Source organism: Comamonas testosteroni (assembly GCF_000761245.1).
Lineage (GTDB): Bacteria > Pseudomonadota > Gammaproteobacteria > Burkholderiales > Burkholderiaceae_C > Comamonas > Comamonas testosteroni_C.
In genome coordinates, this window is sequence record NZ_AWOR01000048.1 from 35,271 (window position 1) to 53,340 (window position 18,070).

The 18,070-nt window shown below is 64.8% G+C and carries 18 protein-coding genes; 12 read left to right on the forward strand and 6 right to left on the reverse strand.

Annotated features, from left to right (window positions below; genetic code table 11):
* The first annotated feature begins 319 nt into the window (after positions 1 to 319).
* Both mqo and P353_RS14070 read left to right on the forward strand, forming a co-directional pair.
* Positions 320 to 2,014, forward strand: a complete 1,695-nt coding sequence (mqo, locus tag P353_RS14065; protein WP_034370408.1) for a malate dehydrogenase (quinone) — start codon at positions 320 to 322, stop codon at positions 2,012 to 2,014.
* Positions 2,015 to 2,123: 109 nt separating this feature from the next.
* Complete coding sequence (locus tag P353_RS14070; protein WP_232776511.1) at positions 2,124 to 3,500, forward strand: MATE family efflux transporter; 1,377 nt, start codon at positions 2,124 to 2,126, stop codon at positions 3,498 to 3,500.
* Positions 3,501 to 3,579: 79 nt separating this feature from the next.
* Here P353_RS14070 and P353_RS14075 read toward each other — a convergent pair whose 3' ends face one another.
* The gene (locus P353_RS14075) at positions 3,580 to 3,906 is read right to left on the reverse strand and encodes a DUF3579 domain-containing protein (RefSeq protein ID WP_003052588.1); all 327 of its coding nucleotides are present in this window, start codon (positions 3,904 to 3,906) and stop codon (positions 3,580 to 3,582) included.
* 236 nt (positions 3,907 to 4,142) lie between these two features.
* Here P353_RS14075 and P353_RS14080 point away from each other — a divergent pair, with 236 nt between their 5' ends.
* The 4 genes from P353_RS14080 to P353_RS14095 all read left to right on the forward strand — a co-directional run bounded on the left by P353_RS14080 (position 4,143) and on the right by P353_RS14095 (position 7,241).
* Positions 4,143 to 5,339 carry an aspartate aminotransferase family protein gene (locus tag P353_RS14080; protein WP_034370413.1) on the forward strand — a complete coding sequence of 399 codons (1,197 nt, stop codon included), beginning with the start codon at positions 4,143 to 4,145 and terminating at the stop codon, positions 5,337 to 5,339.
* Positions 5,340 to 5,356: 17 nt separating this feature from the next.
* Complete coding sequence (gene argF / locus P353_RS14085; RefSeq protein ID WP_034370417.1) at positions 5,357 to 6,277, forward strand: ornithine carbamoyltransferase; 921 nt, start codon at positions 5,357 to 5,359, stop codon at positions 6,275 to 6,277.
* A 214-nt stretch (positions 6,278 to 6,491) separates the two neighbouring features.
* Entirely contained in the window at positions 6,492 to 6,755 is a 264-nt protein-coding gene (locus tag P353_RS14090) for a hypothetical protein (protein WP_003067103.1), read from the forward strand.
* A gap of 120 nt (positions 6,756 to 6,875) precedes the next feature.
* Entirely contained in the window at positions 6,876 to 7,241 is a 366-nt protein-coding gene (locus tag P353_RS14095) for a YkgJ family cysteine cluster protein (protein ID WP_034370419.1), read from the forward strand.
* A 143-nt stretch (positions 7,242 to 7,384) separates the two neighbouring features.
* On the opposite strand, the gene P353_RS14100 is transcribed toward P353_RS14095, so the two are convergent.
* From P353_RS14100 to P353_RS14110, 3 genes are read right to left on the reverse strand one after another with little or no spacing between them, the layout of a single operon-like run.
* Positions 7,385 to 7,579 carry a hypothetical protein gene (locus P353_RS14100; RefSeq protein WP_003067100.1) on the reverse strand — a complete coding sequence of 65 codons (195 nt, stop codon included), beginning with the start codon at positions 7,577 to 7,579 and terminating at the stop codon, positions 7,385 to 7,387.
* 13 nt (positions 7,580 to 7,592) lie between these two features.
* A complete protein-coding gene (gene feoB, locus P353_RS14105) occupies positions 7,593 to 9,527 on the reverse strand; it encodes a ferrous iron transporter B (protein WP_034370422.1) in 1,935 nt (644 codons plus the stop codon).
* Positions 9,524 to 9,865, reverse strand: coding sequence for a FeoA family protein (locus P353_RS14110; RefSeq protein ID WP_034370425.1), 342 nt, complete (start codon positions 9,863 to 9,865; stop codon positions 9,524 to 9,526). The genes feoB and P353_RS14110 overlap by 4 nt, the downstream gene beginning before the upstream one ends.
* A 257-nt stretch (positions 9,866 to 10,122) precedes the next feature.
* Between P353_RS14110 and P353_RS14115 the strand changes: the two genes are divergently transcribed.
* Positions 10,123 to 10,443 carry a YkgJ family cysteine cluster protein gene (locus P353_RS14115; RefSeq protein WP_034370429.1) on the forward strand — a complete coding sequence of 107 codons (321 nt, stop codon included), beginning with the start codon at positions 10,123 to 10,125 and terminating at the stop codon, positions 10,441 to 10,443.
* Positions 10,444 to 10,478: 35 nt separating this feature from the next.
* Here the strand turns inward: P353_RS14115 and P353_RS14120 are convergent, their stop codons facing one another.
* On the reverse strand, positions 10,479 to 11,210 hold the full coding sequence (locus tag P353_RS14120; RefSeq protein WP_034370432.1) for a Stp1/IreP family PP2C-type Ser/Thr phosphatase: 732 nt from the start codon (positions 11,208 to 11,210) through the stop codon (positions 10,479 to 10,481).
* A 228-nt stretch (positions 11,211 to 11,438) separates the two neighbouring features.
* Between P353_RS14120 and P353_RS14125 the strand changes: the two genes are divergently transcribed.
* The 5 genes from P353_RS14125 (at position 11,439) to kynU (ending at position 16,583) form a co-directional block, all read left to right on the forward strand.
* A complete protein-coding gene (locus tag P353_RS14125; RefSeq protein WP_034370434.1) occupies positions 11,439 to 12,065 on the forward strand; it encodes a LysE family translocator in 627 nt (208 codons plus the stop codon).
* A gap of 10 nt (positions 12,066 to 12,075) precedes the next feature.
* Complete coding sequence (locus tag P353_RS14130; RefSeq protein WP_034370437.1) at positions 12,076 to 12,876, forward strand: AraC family transcriptional regulator; 801 nt, start codon at positions 12,076 to 12,078, stop codon at positions 12,874 to 12,876.
* A gap of 101 nt (positions 12,877 to 12,977) precedes the next feature.
* On the forward strand, positions 12,978 to 14,357 hold the full coding sequence (locus P353_RS14135; RefSeq protein WP_034370439.1) for an amino acid permease: 1,380 nt from the start codon (positions 12,978 to 12,980) through the stop codon (positions 14,355 to 14,357).
* A 121-nt stretch (positions 14,358 to 14,478) separates the two neighbouring features.
* Positions 14,479 to 15,111 carry an arylformamidase gene (gene kynB / locus P353_RS14140; RefSeq protein WP_034370441.1) on the forward strand — a complete coding sequence of 211 codons (633 nt, stop codon included), beginning with the start codon at positions 14,479 to 14,481 and terminating at the stop codon, positions 15,109 to 15,111.
* 164 nt (positions 15,112 to 15,275) lie between these two features.
* On the forward strand, positions 15,276 to 16,583 hold the full coding sequence (gene kynU, locus P353_RS14145) for a kynureninase (protein ID WP_034370444.1): 1,308 nt from the start codon (positions 15,276 to 15,278) through the stop codon (positions 16,581 to 16,583).
* A 40-nt stretch (positions 16,584 to 16,623) separates the two neighbouring features.
* On the opposite strand, the gene P353_RS14150 is transcribed toward kynU, so the two are convergent.
* Positions 16,624 to 18,033 carry an SLC13 family permease gene (locus P353_RS14150; protein WP_034370448.1) on the reverse strand — a complete coding sequence of 470 codons (1,410 nt, stop codon included), beginning with the start codon at positions 18,031 to 18,033 and terminating at the stop codon, positions 16,624 to 16,626.
* Positions 18,034 to 18,070: the final 37 nt, after the last annotated feature.

An 18,070-nucleotide genomic window follows, 5' to 3' on the forward strand; every position in this document is an offset into this window, starting at 1 on the left:
CCTCCCTCAAGCACGGATGACTTCGGTCATCTGCCGTTTGTAACGGGTGCGCTGTCAGCAAAAACATCAAAACCGCCTTAGGGCGGTTTTTTTGTTGTCCGCGCTCGACAGATGACTGATTGATCAGCGCATGCGCAAACCGCCTCTCCCTCTAGCACAAAGCGCCCTAATACGAATTGATTAGCGTCAGATTTTGACTTCCCTAGGACAATCCCCAGGTCGGGGAGTCTCATGTCTTTTATAGGACTTGCCCCGTATCTTCGCAAAAAGCCTGCTGCCTGCCCGCAGGCTTTTTTGATACTCAAGTCTAGAAAAAGTCATGAAAAAGTCGATCAAAGCAGGACTGGTAGCCGTCGCGGCCCTGGTCCTGGCCGCGCTGTTATTTTTATTTTGGCCAATATTTCCTCGCTCCGTCCCCAAGGCCGAGAACGAGCAGCCCGTCGATGTGGTGATGGTGGGTGCCGGCGTCATGAGCACGACGCTGGCCACCTACCTGCAGGAGCTGCAGCCCGACTGGAAGATCGAGGTTTTCGAGCGCCTGGACGGCGTGGCCCTGGAAAGCTCCAACGGCTGGAACAACGCCGGCACCGGCCACTCGGGCTTTGCCGAACTCAACTACACGCCCCAGCTGCCCGATGGCAGCGTGGAAACCAAGCGTGCCGTAGGCATTGCCGAGCAGTTCGAGGTGACGCGCCAGTTCTGGGCCCACCAGGTCGGCCGCGGCCACCTGCAGTCGCCCGAGACTTTCGTGAACGCCACGCCCCATATGAGCTTCGTCTGGGGTGACGACAACATCGCCTTCCTCAAGAAGCGCCAGCAGGCCCTGGTCCAGAACCCTCTGTTCTACGGCATGGAGTACTCCGAAGACCAGGCACAGATCAAGAAGTGGGCCCCGCTGATGATCGAAGGCCGTGACCCGGCCCAGAAGATCGCCGCCACCTACATGCCCCTGGGCACCGACGTGAACCATGGCGTCTGGACCGAGCAGCTGATGGCCTCGCTCCAGAAGAGCCCCAACTTCCAGCTGCACCTGCAAAGCGAAGTCACGGCCCTGCGCCAGAACGCCGACAAGACCTGGAACGTGACCGTGGCCGATCTGGCCAAGGGCGGCCAGGAAAAGACCGTCAAGACCAAGTTCGTCTTCGTCGGTGCCGGCGGTGCCGCACTCAAGCTGCTGCAGGCCTCGGGCATCCCAGAATCCAAGAACTACGCCGGCTTCCCCGTGGGCGGCCAGTTCCTGGCCATCGAGAACCCCGAGCTGGCCAAGCGACACGACGTCAAGGCCTACGGCATTGCCTCCACCGGCTCGCCCCCCATGTCCGTGCCCCATCTGGACGCCCGCCAGCTCGACGGCAAGCCCGTGGTGCTGTTCGGCCCCTTTGCTCTGGCCACCACCAAGTTCCTCAAGAACGGCTCCTGGTGGGACCTGTTCTCCTCGGTCACCCATGACAATCTGATGGGCATGCTGCGCGTGGGCATCCACAACCTGGACCTGGTCCAGTACCTGATGCAGCAGGCCGAGCTGACCGACGCCGACCGTCAGGCCGTGCTGGCCCAGTACTTCCCCGAAGCCAAGCGCGAGGACTGGAAGCTGGTCACCGCCGGCCAGCGTGTGCAGATCATCAAGCGCGACCCTGAAAAAGGCGCCGTGCTGCAGTTCGGTACCGAAATCGTGGGCTCGGAAGACGGCTCCATTGCCGCCCTGCTGGGTGCCTCGCCCGGCGCCTCGACCGCTCCCCACATCATGCTGAACCTGCTCAAGAAGTCCTTCCCCGAGCAGATGGCCAGCGCCGATTGGAAGGCCCAGATCCAGCAGATCGTGCCCTCCTACGGCCGCAAGATCAACGAGGATGCTGCCTATACCAACGAGATCCGCCGCATGACCAGCTCGGCCCTGAAGCTGCCCTATGTGGATGTCCCTGCCGATCTGGGCAAGAAGGCCGAAGCCGCTCCCGCACCTGCCGCCGCTCCCCAGAACCCCACGCAACTGAACAAGGAAATGCAGGCGCTCTAAGCCCTGCCCTCCCCGCACCGGCCTGCCGGTGCCCGCCCCGCCGGCCTGTGCCGCGCGGGGTTTTTTCTTGCACAGCCCCCGCATGGTGCTCTGCAGCTTCCTTCACCACATGCACCAGCCACTGACTCACGCACCGATAGGCCGCGCCCTGCTGCGTTTTTCCCTGCCTCTATGGGGTGGCTATGTGCTGCAGTCGCTCAATACCTCGGTCAATGCCTTCTGGATAGGACGCCACCTGGGCGAAAGCGCCCTGTCTGCGGCCGTGCACGCCAACAATCTGCTGTTTGCGCTGATTGCCCTGGTCTTCGGCATCAGTCAGGCGGCCAATCTGCTGGTGGCCCAGGCCGTGGGCGCGGGCCGCTGGGCTCTGGCGCGGCGCATCACAGGCAGCAGCGCCAGCCTGTTCCTGGGCATGTCCCTGCTGATGGCCGCCGTGGGCTGGCCGCTGGCCGCCCCCTTGCTGGGTGCCATGGGCGCAGCGCCCGCCACCGCCGCACTGGCCGTTGACTATCTGAGGGTGCTCTTTCTCGCGCTGCCGCCCATGCTGCTGCTGATCTTCGTGGCCGCCGTGCTGCGCGGCACGGGCGACAGTCGCACGCCTTTCGTGGCCCTGCTGGGCGTGGCACTGGGCGATGCCCTGCTCAACCCCTTGTTCATCTTCGGCGCCGGTCCCCTGCCAGGCCTTGGCATGGCGGGCTCGGCACTGGCCACCCTGGTGGCCAACAGCCTCGGCCTCGCGGGCCTGCTGACCTGGCTGCGCTGGAAGCGGCTGCCGCTATGGATAGGCTGGCGCCAGCGCCGCCATCTACGCCCCGAGCCGGCGCTGGTGCGCTGCCTCGTCACCAAGGGCCTGCCCATGGGCCTGCAGATGCTGGTGGTCTCGCTCTCCCTGGTGCTGATGCTGGCCCTGATCAACGCCCATGGTGCCCAGGTTTCGGCCGCCTACGGCGCAGCCCTGCAGCTATGGGCCTATGTGCAGATGCCGGCCATTGCCGTGGCCTCTGCCTGCACCACCATCGCCGCCCAGAACGTGGGTGCCGGCCACTGGCCGCGTGTGGCGCGCACGGCGCATGCCGGAGTGGCCTGCCACCTGTTGCTGACCGGCGCCTGCGTGGCCCTGATACTGGCCTGCGACCGCAGCGTGCTGGCCCTGTTCCTGCCCGAGGACAGCACGGCCCTGGAGCCCGCGCGCCACCTCAACCGAATCGTGCTGGGCTCGTTCATGCTGCTGGGCGTGAGCAGCGTGCTGGCCGGCGTGGTGCGTTCCACGGGCGCGGTGCTGGCCCCTCTGGCCATCCTGACCCTGACGCTGTGGGGCTTGCGCCTGCCCCTGGCCTGGGGGCTGCAGCCGCTGTGGGGGCAAGATGCGCTGTGGTGGAGCTTTCCGCTCAGCGCGCTGGCATCCATGCTGCTGTCCGTCGCCCACTACCGCTGGGGCTCCTGGCGCCGGTCACGGCTGCTGGACAGCACGACCGCACAGAGCTAGAGCCGCAGCGCACAGAGACAAAAAAAGCTTCCCGTGGAAGCCTTTGTCGTTTGCGCGGCACCTCTGGGCACCTGAAAAATCACTTCTTGCCGGCTGGCAGCTTGTCAGGCAGCAGGCAGGCCTCGGCCACTTGCAGATCGTTGTCCTTGGCGAAATTCAGACAGAAGTCCCAGGCCATGGGTTCGTAGTCGCGCAGATCCCGGTTGATGACCACGCATTTGGTGCCATTCATCACCGTGGGCACACACCAGGGAGAGTAGCTCAGATGGCTTCCGGCGCAGGCACCGCCAGGGCGAAACTGACTCATGACCCCGGCCAAGCGCTCGGCCCAGTCGCTGGGTCGAAAGGTTTTTCCGGCATGGGTCATACCCATGATGAACAGTTCTTTGCTGGAAGGGGTAACCATCAAATATTCGCCAAAAAGATCCGGCAACCAGGCGGGATCCCCGCCAACATGCCTAAACGAGCATTCTAACTCTTGTATAAGAGCCATGCTGTCAACCCCACAATGGCGTAGGTTGATTGCATGGCAGCGATGCGCAATCCGCAATGTTGGGGTTATCCGGGCACTCTAGAATCAAAGCTCTCATTTTTCAGGTGCCGCAGTGCGCCACTGACCTTCCTTCTCAGGAGATTCTTGCAATGACCGCTTTCATCGAGGCAGCTTCGCCCCACGTTATGCCCACTTACGGCCGCGTACCCATCGCGCTGGAGCGCGGCCAGGGCTGCCGCGTTTGGGACGTGAACGGCAAGGAATATCTGGACGCGCTGGGCGGCATCGCCGTCAACACCCTGGGGCACAACCACCCCAAGCTGGTGCCCGCGCTGCAGGATCAACTGGCCAAGCTGATCCACACCTCCAACTACTACCATGTGCCCGGCCAGGAAACCCTGGCCAAGCTGCTGACCGAGCGCTCGGGCATGACCAATGTGTTCTTCTGCAACACCGGCCTGGAAGCCAACGAGGCGGCCATCAAAATCGCCCGCAAGTACGGCGTGGACAAGGGCATTGCCAAGCCAGAGATCGTGGTCTACGACCATGCTTTCCATGGCCGCTCCATCGCCACCATGAGCGCCACGGCCAACCCCAAGGTACGCAACGGCTTTGGCGATCTGCTCGCTGGCTTCACCCGCATCGCACCCAATGATTACGAAGCCCTGATCGACGCGACTGAAGGCAATCCCAACATCGTCGCCATCATGATGGAGCCCATCCAGGGCGAAGGCGGCCTGCACCCCATGCGCGCCGACTACCTCAAGAAGGTGCGTGAGCTGTGCGATGCCAAGGGCTGGCTGCTGATGATGGACGAGGTGCAGGCCGGCATGGGCCGCACCGGCAAATGGTTTGCTCATCAGTGGGCCGGCATCACCCCCGATGTGATGACCCTGGCCAAGGGCCTGGGCTCTGGCGTGCCCGTGGGTGCCGTGGTGGCGCACAAGGCCGCTGCCGAAGTGCTCAAGGCCGGCAACCATGGCTCCACCTTTGGTGGCAACCCGCTGTCCATGCGTGCCGGCGTGGAAACCATCCGCATCATGGAAGAAGACGGCCTGCTGGCTCATACCACGGAAGTGGGCGAATATCTGAAAGCTAAACTGCAGGCTGAACTGGGCAGCCTCGAAGGCTTCGTCGAAGTGCGCGGCCAGGGCCTGATGATTGGCGTGGAGCTGACCAAGCCCTGCGGCGAGCTGATTGGCCAGGCCGCAGAGGCCGGCCTGCTGCTGAGCGTGACCGCCGACACCGTGATTCGCCTGGTGCCGCCGCTGATCCTGAGCAAGGCTGAAGCCGACGAAATCGTCGCCAGGCTCAAGCCCCTGGTTCAAGCCATTCTGGCCGCCTGATCCTCAAGGAATACTGCATGAAGCATTACCTGCAATTTAGCGACTTCACCGCCGACGAATACGACTACCTGCTGGAGCGTGCAGCCCTGATCAAGAAGAAATTCAAGGGCTACGAAAAGCACCACACGCTGATCGACCGCACCATGGCCATGATCTTCGAGAAGGCCAGCACGCGCACGCGTGTGAGCTTCGAGGCCGGCATGTACCAGCTCGGCGGCTCCGTGGTGCATCTGACCACGGGCGACAGCCAGCTGGGCCGCTCCGAGCCCATCGAGGACAGCGCACGCGTCATCAGCCGCATGACCGATCTGGTCATGATCCGTACCTTCGGCCAGGACAAGATAGCGCGCTTTGCCGAGTACTCGCGCGTGCCCGTCATCAACGGCCTGACCAACGAATTCCACCCCTGCCAGATCCTGGCCGACATCTTCACCTTCATCGAGCACCGCGGCTCGATCAAGGACAAGGTCGTGGCCTGGGTGGGCGACGGCAACAACATGGCCAACACCTGGCTGCAGGCCGCCGATCTGCTGGGCTTCACAGTTCATGTCAGCACGCCCGGCGGCTATGAGGTGGACGAGCAACTGGCCTTCAACGGCAAGCCCGTCAACCCCGGCTGCTACAAGGTGTTCAAGGACCCCCTCGAAGCCTGCAAGGGCGCCGATCTGGTCACCACCGATGTGTGGACCAGCATGGGCTACGAGGCCGAGAACGAAGCGCGCAAAAAGGCTTTTGCCGACTGGTGCGTGGATGCCGAGATGATGGCATCTGCCAAGGCCGACGCCTTGTTCATGCACTGCCTGCCCGCCCACCGCGGCGAGGAAGTGGAAGCCGAAGTCATCGACGGCCCCCAATCCGTGGTCTGGGACGAGGCCGAGAATCGCATGCATGTGCAAAAGGCACTCATGGAGTACCTTTTGCTGGGTCGCGTGGACTGATGGCGCAGACATCGGTGCACGCGACGGCTCGCCAGAGCAAGCACGCGATTCGGGCGCAGGCTCATACCCGCTTCGCGGGTGTGAAGCGGCAGCATGCCGCGTGCCAAAGCCAAAGTCGCATGCATGTGCAAAAGGCACTCATGGAGTACCTGCTGCTGGGCCGCCAGCCAGGCTGATTCGCCGCGTCCGGGCTCATCTGCATACCTTCACCCCCATGCACCTGAGCCACATCACATCCCCACACCGCCAGCGGGCCCTGCGCCAACTGGCGGTGTTTCTGTTTCCGCTGCGCCCCACCCAGGGCGATGCCCGCTACGGCCAGCGCGGCGGGCTGCTGGCGCTGCGCCAGCCCCATATGGCACGCCACACGCGCGTGCCCTCCTTCTTCGGCCCGCGCAAATCCTTTGCCGCGCGCGTGCGGGCGCTTTATGTGCGCATCCACACCTTCTATCTGAAGTTTCTTCAAGGCCATACCTAGTGGCCCGGCACCGGAGCCGCAGGCAGCCCTGCGCGCCGGCTTCTCCCCTCGACCTCAAACAGCCGTCCTTGCCCAAGGAGGACGGCGCGACCCCGATGCCTGAACCCTTGAAGAAACACGATGTCCGAATCCGTCCACCCCTGCCTGAGCTGTGGCGCCTGCTGCCAGAACTATCGCGTGGAGTTTTCCATTTACGAGCTGCAATCCATGGGCGGCACCGTCCCCGATGAGCTGGCCCATGAAGTGCCCGGCAAGGGCAACCGCGCGCGCATGAACGGCACGGAGCGCCACCCGGTGCGCTGCGTGGCACTGCGCGAGCTGCCCGAGGTCGGCGAGGGCTGCATAGGCTGCGGCATCTACGAGCAGCGCTCGCGCCCCTGCCGCGACTTTCCGTTTGCCTCCTACGGCTGCCACGACACGCGCGAGAGGCTCGGCCTGTCGGCGCTGAGCGAGGAAGAAGTCCAGCCCTGGCTGGAAGCCGCCTGAGCTTTCGACAAACCGGCAAGCGCTATCAAATACAAAGCTGCCTGCGCTTGCCAGTCAAACATTTCAGATACAAAAGTATCTGAAATGTAGAAATAGCAAGCGCAGGCAGCTATGTTTTTTTTACAAGAAGGACGGAGTCCGCTTCAAGCCTTGCGCGTATCCGAGCAGCTGTCGCCGCCACAGGCGCTGCAACCGCCGCAGCTGCCGCTCTTGCCCGCCGGCGCCAGCGAAGGATGAACCCGCGTCAGCTTGCTGCGCAGACCGGCCGGCATGAAACGCCAGGCCAGCGATACGGCGGCCACCAGCACGATGGCGCCCACTATCAGTTCCTGCCACATAGACAATCCTTTCTCAGCCCCAGCCCAGGGCCACGGCGATGCGATAGGTCACAAAGCTGGCCAGATAGGCCAGAGCAAACAGATAGCCGGTCATCAGCAGCGGATAGCGCCAGCCATTGGTTTCGCGCTTGACCATGGCCAGCGTGGAGATGCACTGGGGCGCAAACACGAACCAGACCAGCAGCGACAGCGCGGTCGCCATCGACCAGCTGCTGGCGATCAGCGGGCTCAGCTGCTGGGCCATGGCGTCATCGCCCACGGCCGACAGCGCATACACCGTACCGAGCGCCCCCACCGCCACCTCGCGAGCGGCCATGCCGGGCACCAGCGCAATGGCGATCTGCCAGTTGAAGCCGATGGGCGCCAGCACCACTTCCAGCGCACGGCCGATCTGGCCCGCGAAGCTGTAGCGAATCGCGCCTTCGGTCACACCCTCGGGAGCCCCGGGGTAGCTGGAGAGGAACCACAGCACGATGCTGACGGTCAGGATGATGCCGCCGACGCGGCGCAGGAAGATCATGGCCCGCTCGTACAGGCCCAGCACCAGGCTGCGCAGGCTGGGGATGCGGTAGGAAGGCAGCTCCATCAGCAGCGGCGTGCGGGTCTTGACCCTGGTGGCCAGCTTGCCCACCCAGGCCACGGCCATGGCACTGACGATGCCGCCCACATAGAGGGCAAACAGCACCAGGCCCTGCAGATTGAAGAAGCCGGCCACGGTCTGCTCGGGAATGAAGGCACCGATCAACAGCGTGTACACGGGCAGTCGTGCCGAGCAGGTCATCAGCGGCGCGATCATGATGGTCAGCAGACGGTCGCGCCAGTTGGAGATCGAACGCGTGGCCATGATGCCGGGCACGGCACAGGCAAAGCTGGACAGCAGTGGAATGAAGGAGCGTCCGGACAGCCCCACGCTGCCCATGATGCGGTCCAGCAAAAAGGCGGCGCGCGGCAGATAGCCCGAGTCTTCCAGCACCAGGATGAAGAAGAACAGAATCAGGATCTGCGGCAGAAAGACCACCACCGAGCCGGTGCCGGCGATCACGCCGTCGACCAGCAGACTGCGCAGCACGCCATCGGGCATCACGCCATGCACCCACTGGCCGAAGTCGCTGACCAGCCCTTCGATGCCGTCCATCAGGGGCTGGGCCCAGCTGAACACGGCCTGGAACATCAGAAACAGCGTCGCCACCAGCAGCAGCGTGCCCCACAACGGGTGCAGCACCACGGAGTCGATGCGATCGTCACGCTGCGTCGGAGCCGCGGGCTCCTGCACGGTCAGGCGCATGATCTCGGCCACCTGCTGGTGCAGGGCCAGCAGCTGGGCGCGCGAGTTGCTGCCCGTCACGGGCTTGAACTGGCCTTCAAGCGTCGGAGCCTTGAGCTGCCTGGCTTGATCGCTGTCCAGCCAGGCCAGCAGATCCTTGGCGCCGGACAGATGAACGCCCACGCTCTCCACCACGGGCACGCCCAGCAGCTCGCTGAGCTTGGCCTTGTCGATGAGCAGTCCCTGGCGACGCGCCATATCGCTCATATTGAGCACCACCACCATGGGCAGACCCAGGGCGCGCGCCTCCAGCACCAGACGCAGGTTCAGGCGCAGATGGGTGGCATCGGTCACGCACACCAGCAGCTCGGGCGGCGCTTCGCGCGGATGCTGCCCCTTGACGATGTCGCGCGTGATGCGCTCGTCCTCGCTGTGCGCATCCAGGCTGTAGGTGCCGGGCAGGTCCAGCACGCGCACGCGGCGCTTGCCGGGCGTGCTCAGCCAGCCTTCCTTGCGCTCCACGGTCACGCCCGCGTAGTTGGCCACCTTCTGGCGGGCGCCGGTCAGCAGATTGAACAGCGCCGTCTTGCCGCAATTCGGGTTGCCCAGCAGCGCGGCGCGCAAGGGCGCCTGCTCCGCGGCTTGAGGGCTCATCATGGTGATCTGGGATTCGCGCGCGTTCATGCTGCGGCCTCCAGTTTCACCAGCACCTGGGACGCCTCGTGGCGGCGCAGGGCAAACGTCGCCTGACCTATGCGCACGGCCAGCGGGTCTGGGCCGGGAAAGCCGGTGGCGACGACGCGCACGGACTCGCCGGGCAGAAAGCCGATTTCCATGAGTCTGAGCAGCAGGCTTTCATCCTCGCCTTCGCAGGAGGCCAGATCCACCACCCGGGCTGGCTGGTTCACCGCCAGCTGGTCCAGGCCCATGACCGGCCCGGTCGCGGCTGTAGTCGCTGCAATGGCTGCAGCGCTGGGAGATTGCACGCCGGATTCAGACGCTTGAACAGAAAAAGCATTCATGGACGAAGTAACTGACACTGCCTCAGACCTCGCCGAGGGGGACTGCAAAGAACTCATAGCGCATTATTAATTGATTTTGATTCTCATTTTCCATTTACTGTAGGCGATTGGTGCACAACGGTGGCGAATTGGCACCAGCAGCATGGACTTTTGGGCGGGTATTGAGCGGCGCGGTTGACAAATCTGCGGCCCGGCACAACCAAAGGGTTTGCACAGCTGCGAAAATTGCGGCTCCACGGAAAAATTCCGCCCTTCCCATGACCCATCCCTGTCTTAGCTGCGGCGCCTGCTGCGCGTCCTTTCGTGTCGATTTTTCCGTACACGAGTCTCAGGAGCATGGGGGCAGCGTCCCCGCAGGGCTGATCGAGGAGGTCACCGACTACACCTGCCGCATGCGCGGCACGGACTGGGCCAGGCCGCGCTGCGCAGCCCTGGTGGGCAAGGTGGGAGAGAAGGCGTACTGCGGCATCTATGAATGGCGCCCCTCGCCTTGCCGCGAGTTTGCTGCGGGCTCGGACGCCTGCAACCGCGTGCGCCAGCGCCACCAGCTGCCTGTGCTGGAAAGCGGTCTGATCTAGAAAACCAGGCAGCCAACGTCTGCCATATCAGCAGATCAGGCGTCCTGCTCGATCAGCACCACGCCGATATTGTCCTTGCCGCCTGCAGCATTGGCTGCCTCGATCAGGGCCTCCTGCAAGCGCGCAAGCGGCAGGTTTTCCTCGAACAGGGTTTCAAGACTGGCATCGCTGAGCATATCGGTCAGGCCGTCGGAGCACAGCAAAATGCGGTCTCCCTGCTGCAGCAGCCAGTGACTGAGCTCGGGCTCCACCTGGGGCATCACACCAAGCGCTCTTGTCACCAGATGACCGTAGCGCGAGTTCCTGGCATCTGCCTCGGAGATCAGGCCGGCATCGATATCCTGCTGCACCAGGGAGTGATCGCGCGTCAGCCGCTGCAGCCGGCCAGCGCGCCAGGCATAGGCCCTGGAGTCGCCCAGATGGGCAATCAGCACCTCGCTTGCCAGCACCAGGGCGGCCACCACCGTGGTGCCCATGCCGCTGCAGCCGGGCGTGGACTGCGCAGCGGCATAGATGGCCGTATTGGCCATGTGCAGTGCGTCCGTCAGCTCGCACTGCGCAGCCAGCATGGATTCATCGGCGGCCGGGCCGTGCTGCACGCTGGTCGTGATCAGCTCCACGGCCATGACGCTGGCCACCTCGCCCGCGTTATAGCCGCCCATGCCGTCGGCCAGCACGGCAACCGGCCAGGGCCGGGCCTTCGGCTCCAGGCCTACCGAGTCTTCGTTATTGCTGCGCTGGCGACCCATGTCGGCACGCCCCACCATGCGTACGGCTGGCCAGACTCGGGATGGGCTAGAAGCTGCTGCGGATGACATGGAAGATGGGACGGGGGTCAGGTTCGCGAAAGCATTCAAGCGTAACGCAAGTCAGCTTCGCTCCTTGTCTGAAAAAGACACCGTTTTGCACTTGTTAACCAAGCAAAGGCGCAATTTTGTTCAATACCTGCAAACGCCCAAAGCTCAGACTGGTGGCCTCTTGTTTCAGGTTTGCCCATGCTTTCTTCTGTTCTGGCCATGGCCGGATTTGCACTGGCCGGTGCCATCACGCCAGGACCGGTGAACGTGCTGGCCCTGCGCCATGGCAACGGCCGCGCTGTGGCCGCCTTCTGCTACGTGCTGGGCGCCAGCCTCAGCTATGCCCTCATCGTCTGGCTGATGGGACAGAGCGGGCAGTGGCTTCTCAAGCAGCCCGAGCTGCTGCGCTGGGCGCCGCGCGTCTGCGCTCTCTATCTTCTGTGGCTGGCCTGGCAGCTGGCCAGGGCCCCGGGGGCCCATGGACAGGCGGCCAGGCAAAGCGCCCCCGCATCACTGCCGGCCGGTCCAGGCGGAGCGTTCGTGCAAGGCATTGCCATTCAAAGCCTCAACCCCAAGGCCTGGCTGGTGGCGCTTTCGGGCATCGGCATGTTCGTAGCCCCGCTGGCCGCGCAGCAGGTCTCGCTGCCAAGCGCATTGCTGCTGTTTTGCACCGTCTCCTTGCTGGCCTGCCTGCTCGGCGTAGGCTGCTGGGCCGCTCTGGGCCATGCACTGACCCGGTGGCTGAATACGCCACTGCGGCGCCAGCGGCTGAACCAGGCCCTGGCCATGGTGCTGGTGGCAAGCGTGCTCAGCATGCTGGCATGATGAGGCCGTCATGCCAGCCCCGAGCCACCACTTCCACCGCCACCCGGCCCTGCCCTGGGCCGAGCTGCGCATCAGCCGCCAGTCCTGCTACAGCTACCGGCTGCATGCGCATGCCCAGTACTCCATCGGCATTGTGGATGAGGGCGAGACCCTGTTTCTGCACGACGATGGCCCCGAAACATTGAGCGCGGGCAGCGTGGTGCTGATCGAGCCCGGCCACTGGCATGCCTGCAACCCCGAGACATTGCAGCCATGGTCCTACCGCATGCTGTTCGTGCAGGCCGAGTGGGTTCATGAGCGACTCGGTGTCGGCGCCCTGCACTTTGCCCGGCGCGCACGGCACGAGCCTGAAATCTCGCACTGGGCCGACAGTCTCTGCCAGCCACTTGCCGAAAGCGCCACGGATGCGCAGCTGCGGCAGCACGAGCAATCGCTGGCGGATTTCCTGCAGCTGCTGGGCAGCGCGGCCCACACTCATGCCGCAAAGCCCCAGCCGCCCGATGCCGTCCTTCCTGCGCTGCAGCACATGCACCGCAGCCCCGAAGACGAGACCAGCGTCCAGGCCCTGGCCCAGCGCTGCGGCATGAGCCCCAGCCGCTTCATCCGCCGCTTCAGGGCCGTCACCGGCGTCACGCCCGGGGCCTACCGCCTCAACCTGCGGCTCAATGGCGTGCGCCACCTGCTGGCACAGGGCGAGCCCCTGGCCTCGGTCGCTCAACAGATGGGCTTTGCCGACCAGGCCCATATGCAGCGTGCCTTCAAGGCCCATCATGCGCTGACTCCCGGCAACTACGCCGGGATGCCGCGCTGAGACGGCTGGGCCTGCGCCAAGGACATTCGCCGCCAAGCCGCCGCAGCCGGTCATTCGCGGGATACTTGCCGCTTCGACTTTTTCGCATGCGCAAGTCAGCAATGGCCAACTTTGACAGTATTCAGCAACGCGAGACAGGCTTGCAGCAGCACCTGAACTCCGCCCAGATGACCATGATCGCCATCGGTGGCGCCATCGGTACCGGCCTCTTCATGGGCAGCGCCTTCGCCATCGGCTTTGCCGGCCCCAGCGTGCTCATCAGCTACGCCATCGGCGCATTCATCGGCCTGCTGCTCATGGGATGCCTGGCCGAGATGACCGTGGCCCACCCCACCTCGGGCTCCTTCGGCGCCTACGCCGAGCACTACATCAGTCCGCTGGCCGGCTTTGTGGTGCGCTACGCCTACTGGGGAGCCGTGGTGCTGGCCGTGGGCATGGAGGTCACGGCCGTGGGCAAGTACATGGCCTACTGGTTCCCGGCCGTGGACCCATGGATCTGGGTGGCGCTGTTCTCGGTCCTGCTGGCCGCCGTCAATGCCACCAGCGTCAAGGCCTTCGGCCAGGTCGAGTACTGGTTCTCCATGGTCAAGGTCATTGCCATCGTGGCCTTTATCCTGATCGGTGCCTATGTGGTCTTCGGCACCCGGCCCGAGGGCGTGGGGTTCGACAACTATTTCGTCGATGGCGGCTTCTTCCCCAACGGCTGGTGGGGTACCTGGGTGGGCGTGATCGTGGCCATCTTCAGCTATCTGAGCCTGGAATCCATCGCCATCGCTGCCGGCGAGGCCCAGAACCCCAAGCAGGCCGTGACCCGAGCCTTCCGCACCACGGTGCTGCGCCTGGTGCTGTTCTATCTGCTGTCGCTGGCACTGATGCTGGCCATCGTTCCCTGGAGCCATGCGGGCACGGACAAGAGCCCGTTTGTCAAGGTGATGGAGATTTTGCAGATCCCGGGCGCGGCTGCAGCTCTGAACTTTGTGGTGCTGCTGGCCTCGCTGTCGGCCATGAACAGCCAGCTCTACGTCACCTCGCGCATGATGTTCAGCCTCTCGCGCGGCGGCTATGCCCCCAAGGGTCTGAGCAAGCTCAGCAAAAACGGCGTGCCGCTGGGCGCGATTGCCGTCTCCTGCCTGGGCATGGCCGTGGCCATGGTGCTCAACGTGCTCAAGCCCGAGCAGTCGCTGGAGCTGATGATGTCGATCGCCATGTTTGGCGCCATGTTTGCCTGGTTCATGGTGTTCGTGACCCATCTGTTCTTCCGCCCGCGCTGGCAGCGCGAGCATCCTGGCCAGAAGCTGGAGTTCCGCATGTGGGGCTTTCCCGTGCTGACGCTGGTCGGGGCGCTGCTGATGGCGGGTGTGATCGTCACCACGCTGTTTACCAAGGAGTTCCACACCACCGTGCTGGTGGGCGTGCCGTTTCTGATCGTGCTGGTGCTGGTCTATGCTCTTTGGTATAGGAAGAAGAAGGTGACCCCCTGAGGCGCTAGCGCGCCTTCCTCCAAGGGGGGACGACAGCCTTTGCTGCGGGGCGGCCCTTGCTGGCTGTCCCGCACTCAGGCCTGTTATCGATCAAGAGCGACCAAATCCATTCATACACACCATGACACGCCAGATCTGGGATATTTCTCCTGCCATCCATCCTGCCGCACCGGTGTTTCCGGGCGACACGCCCTATAGCCAGGAATGGGTGGCCAGCATTGGCCCGGGCTGCCCGGTCAATGTCAGCGCCATTCATCTCTCGCCCCATGTGGGCGCGCATGCCGATGCACCGCTGCACTACGATGCGCAGGGCGCGGCCATTGGCGCCGTCGATCTGGATGCCTTTCTGGGCCCCTGCCGCGTAATCCACGCCATAGGCTGCGGGCCGCTGATTGAATGGCGCCACATAGCGCACGCCATCGATGCCGGCCTGCCCGGGCGCGTGCTGGTGCGCACCTACGAGAAAGCGCCCACCGGCTGGGATGCCGACCTCGCCGCCTATGCCCCCGAGACCGTGCAAAAGCTCGCCGACCTGGGCGTGAAGCTGATCGGCATAGACACCGCCAGCATCGACCCCGCCAGCAGCAAGAGCCTGGACAGCCATATGGTGATCCGCCAGCGCGGCCTGCGCGTGCTCGAAAACCTGGTGCTCGACGAGGTCGGCGAAGGCGACTATGAGCTGATCGCCTTGCCGCTCAAGCTCACCGAAGCCGATGCCTCGCCGGTGCGTGCCGTCTTGCGCAGCCTGCTGTGAAGCGCTTGGCGCAAGCAAACCGATGTCCTCGCTGCGAGGCGGCTGGGCCGCCCCGGTCTCAGACACAATGGGCGAATCCGAGTTCAGCCATATTTGAATCAGAACCGGCTCTGACGTAGACACAATCAGCGTCAGCAGCTATCAAAAATGAGAGAAGGAAGACAATGACCACTTTGCAAGACTGCCAGGCTCTGGACGCCCAGGATCCGCTGCGCGCGCTGCGCGAGCGCTTTGCCCTGCCCCAGGGCGTGATCTACCTGGACGGCAACTCCCTGGGCGCCCAGCCCAAGGCCGCCGCCGCGCGCGTGGCCGAAGTGGTGACGCAGGAATGGGGCCAGGACCTCATCACCTCCTGGAACAAGGCCGGCTGGATCACGCTGCCCGAGCGCCTTGGCAACCAGTTCGCCCCCTGGCTGGGCGCGGGCCAGGGCGAGCTGGTGTTCACCGACACCACCTCCATCAATCTCTACAAGGTGCTGAGCGCCGCCGCCCGCATCGCCCGCGAAGATGCGCCCGGCCGCAAAAAGCTGATCAGCGAGCGCAGCAACTTCCCCACTGATCTCTATATCGCCCAGTCCGTCTGCCAGGAATACGGCCTGGAGCTGGTGCTGCTCGAGCCCGAGGAAATCGCCGGCGCGCTGCAGACCGATGTGGCGATCTCCATGCTCACCCATGTCAACTACCGCACGGGGGCCATGCACGATATGGCAGCCGTCACGGCCGCCGCCCATGCCAAAGGCATTCTCTGCGTCTGGGATCTGTGCCACAGCGCAGGTGCCGTGCCCGTGGATCTCAAGGGTGCCGATGCCGACTTTGCCGTGGGCTGCAGCTACAAATACCTCAACGGCGGCCCCGGCGCGCCGGCCTTTGTCTGGGCGCATCCGCGCCTGATCAACCGCTTCTGGCAGCCGCTGTCGGGCTGGTTCGGCCACGCCGAGCCTTTCAAGTTCGTGCCCGACTACCACCCCGCCCAGGGCATACAGCGCTATCTCTGCGGCACCCAGCCCATGATCAGCATGAGCGTGCTGCAGTGCGGCATCGACATCTATACCGAGGCCGAGGCTTTCGGCGGCATGGCCGCGCTGCGCAAGAAATCGCTGGCGCTGACCGATCTGTTCATTCAGCTCGTGCAAGAGCGCTGCCAGGGCCACGGCCTGGGTCTGGCGACACCGCGCGAGCATGCGGCACGCGGCTCCCAGGTCTGCCTGACCCGGGAGGAAGGTCTGGGCGTGAATGGCCAGGGCAGCGGCGCCTACGCCATTGTCCAGGCGCTGATTGCACGCGGCGTGATCGGCGATTTCCGCAAGGGCGACGGCGGCACTGGCAGGCACAAGGACATTCTGCGTTTCGGCTTCACACCGCTGTATGTGGGCTTTGCCGATGTCTGGAATGCCGTCGAGCATCTGCGTCAGGTGCTGGAATCGGGCGAATGGCAACGGCCCGAGTTCAATGCCGTGCACGCCGTGACCTGAGGCAGGCACCGGGGGCGGGGGCGGGCCGGGCGAGCTCCGATCAGGCCCGCGCCCAGCTCCAATTGAGAACGCCCATCAGCGCCACTGCGGCCAGGTCCAGCATCAGCACGCTTTGCTGCACCCAGCGCCGCTGGGCAGCGCCTTGCGCCAGCAGCTGCACGGCCATCTCCACCTTGCCGGGCGAAGCCATGAGCAGCAGCGAGGCACTGACGTTGTGCACGGCCATGAATGGCAGCAGCGGCACGCCCAGCGCCTGGGCGATCTCGGCCTGCGTGGCCGCGAACATGGCATTGGCCCCGGTATTGGAGCCTGTCACGAAGCCACCCAGCGCTCCCACAAAGGGCGCGGCCAGCAGATACAGCGGCCCGCTGCGGGCCAGCGCCTGCGCCAGTTGCGCGGCCATGCCCGAAACCGCCATCAGCACGCCCAGCACAATGAACAGCGCCGTGACCGGAGCCACCTGCAGCCAGGAGCGCCAGACCTTTGCCAGCGATGGGCGCGCCGGCCGGCCTCGCGTGAAAAAAACCGCCGCCACCAGCAGCCACAGCCCCGGCGAAGTCAGCCCATGCCAGGCGGCGGGCAGATCCAGGGCGCGCACCAGCGCTGCCGCCGCCAGCACGCCACCCAGCAGCAGCGCATAGGCCGCCAGCGCACGCCGCCCCGGCACGCTCAGAGGCGGCTTGTCCGCGTCTGAGCGCGACAGGTGCAGGCGCAGCAGATGCCAACCCACCACCAGCAAAGCACCGAGCGCCCCCGCTGGCGCCGTGCCAGCCAGACTATTCATCAAAGCCACGGCCGCCGTCAGCGCCAGACCCGACAGCAGGCCCTGCAGCAAGGCCTGTCGCCGGCGGCCCGGCGCACTCGCCAAAGCCGCCGCCGCCATGCCGGTGATGACAAACGGAATCACGCTGACCAGCGCCGAAGCCTGACCCAGCTCCTTGAAGGGCAGACCGGCCATGGTGGCCGCCACCAGCGTCCCCGGCCCCATGGAGCCCCAGGGCACGGCGCAAAGGCCCAGCAGGCCGATGAGCACCACCTTGCGCGGCGGCAGCCCGTAGTGCGCGAGCAGCGGAATGCCTATGGTCACGCCCACGCCAAAGCCGGTGACCGACTCGGCAAACGGTGTGATGCCATGCACCACCAGCAGCACGGCGCCCGTGCCGCTGCCGGCCCTGGCCAGCAGCCAGTCGGCCAGGGCCTTCTGCGCTCCCGACGCGCGCAGCACCTCGGACAGCAGCAGCCCGCCCCCCACGATCAGCAGCACCTCCAGCAACACCGGCGCCCAGTGCATGCCCGCGGCCAGCCATGTCGAAGCGGGCTGCGCAAAGGCGGCGGCAATCACCAGCAGCGCCACCGCAACGCCCAGCGCTGCGGCATGCAGCGAGCGCCAGCCCGCCAGCAGGACGGCGATGACGGTGGCCACGGGCAAGGCACTGATAAACATGTACATTGCATTCATCCTTGAGAAATAATTTCCTATACGCAAA

What these genes read in the sequence shown, in the direction of transcription:
- mqo (WP_034370408.1), top strand. Translation starts at nt 320, where the DNA reads ATGAAAAAGTCGATCAAAGCAGGACTGGTAGCCGTCGCGGCCCTGGTC.
- P353_RS14070 (WP_232776511.1), top strand. Translation starts at nt 2,124, where the DNA reads ATGCACCAGCCACTGACTCACGCACCGATAGGCCGCGCCCTGCTGCGT.
- P353_RS14075 (WP_003052588.1), bottom strand. Translation starts at nt 3,906, where the DNA reads ATGGTTACCCCTTCCAGCAAAGAACTGTTCATCATGGGTATGACCCAT.
- P353_RS14080 (WP_034370413.1), top strand. Translation starts at nt 4,143, where the DNA reads ATGACCGCTTTCATCGAGGCAGCTTCGCCCCACGTTATGCCCACTTAC.
- argF (WP_034370417.1), top strand. Translation starts at nt 5,357, where the DNA reads ATGAAGCATTACCTGCAATTTAGCGACTTCACCGCCGACGAATACGAC.
- P353_RS14090 (WP_003067103.1), top strand. Translation starts at nt 6,492, where the DNA reads ATGCACCTGAGCCACATCACATCCCCACACCGCCAGCGGGCCCTGCGC.
- P353_RS14095 (WP_034370419.1), top strand. Translation starts at nt 6,876, where the DNA reads ATGTCCGAATCCGTCCACCCCTGCCTGAGCTGTGGCGCCTGCTGCCAG.
- P353_RS14100 (WP_003067100.1), bottom strand. Translation starts at nt 7,579, where the DNA reads ATGTGGCAGGAACTGATAGTGGGCGCCATCGTGCTGGTGGCCGCCGTA.
- feoB (WP_034370422.1), bottom strand. Translation starts at nt 9,527, where the DNA reads ATGAACGCGCGCGAATCCCAGATCACCATGATGAGCCCTCAAGCCGCG.
- P353_RS14110 (WP_034370425.1), bottom strand. Translation starts at nt 9,865, where the DNA reads ATGAATGCTTTTTCTGTTCAAGCGTCTGAATCCGGCGTGCAATCTCCC.
- P353_RS14115 (WP_034370429.1), top strand. Translation starts at nt 10,123, where the DNA reads ATGACCCATCCCTGTCTTAGCTGCGGCGCCTGCTGCGCGTCCTTTCGT.
- P353_RS14120 (WP_034370432.1), bottom strand. Translation starts at nt 11,210, where the DNA reads ATGGTGGGGCGTGCCGACATGGGTCGCCAGCGCAGCAATAACGAAGAC.
- P353_RS14125 (WP_034370434.1), top strand. Translation starts at nt 11,439, where the DNA reads ATGCTTTCTTCTGTTCTGGCCATGGCCGGATTTGCACTGGCCGGTGCC.
- P353_RS14130 (WP_034370437.1), top strand. Translation starts at nt 12,076, where the DNA reads ATGCCAGCCCCGAGCCACCACTTCCACCGCCACCCGGCCCTGCCCTGG.
- P353_RS14135 (WP_034370439.1), top strand. Translation starts at nt 12,978, where the DNA reads ATGGCCAACTTTGACAGTATTCAGCAACGCGAGACAGGCTTGCAGCAG.
- kynB (WP_034370441.1), top strand. Translation starts at nt 14,479, where the DNA reads ATGACACGCCAGATCTGGGATATTTCTCCTGCCATCCATCCTGCCGCA.
- kynU (WP_034370444.1), top strand. Translation starts at nt 15,276, where the DNA reads ATGACCACTTTGCAAGACTGCCAGGCTCTGGACGCCCAGGATCCGCTG.
- P353_RS14150 (WP_034370448.1), bottom strand. Translation starts at nt 18,033, where the DNA reads ATGTACATGTTTATCAGTGCCTTGCCCGTGGCCACCGTCATCGCCGTC.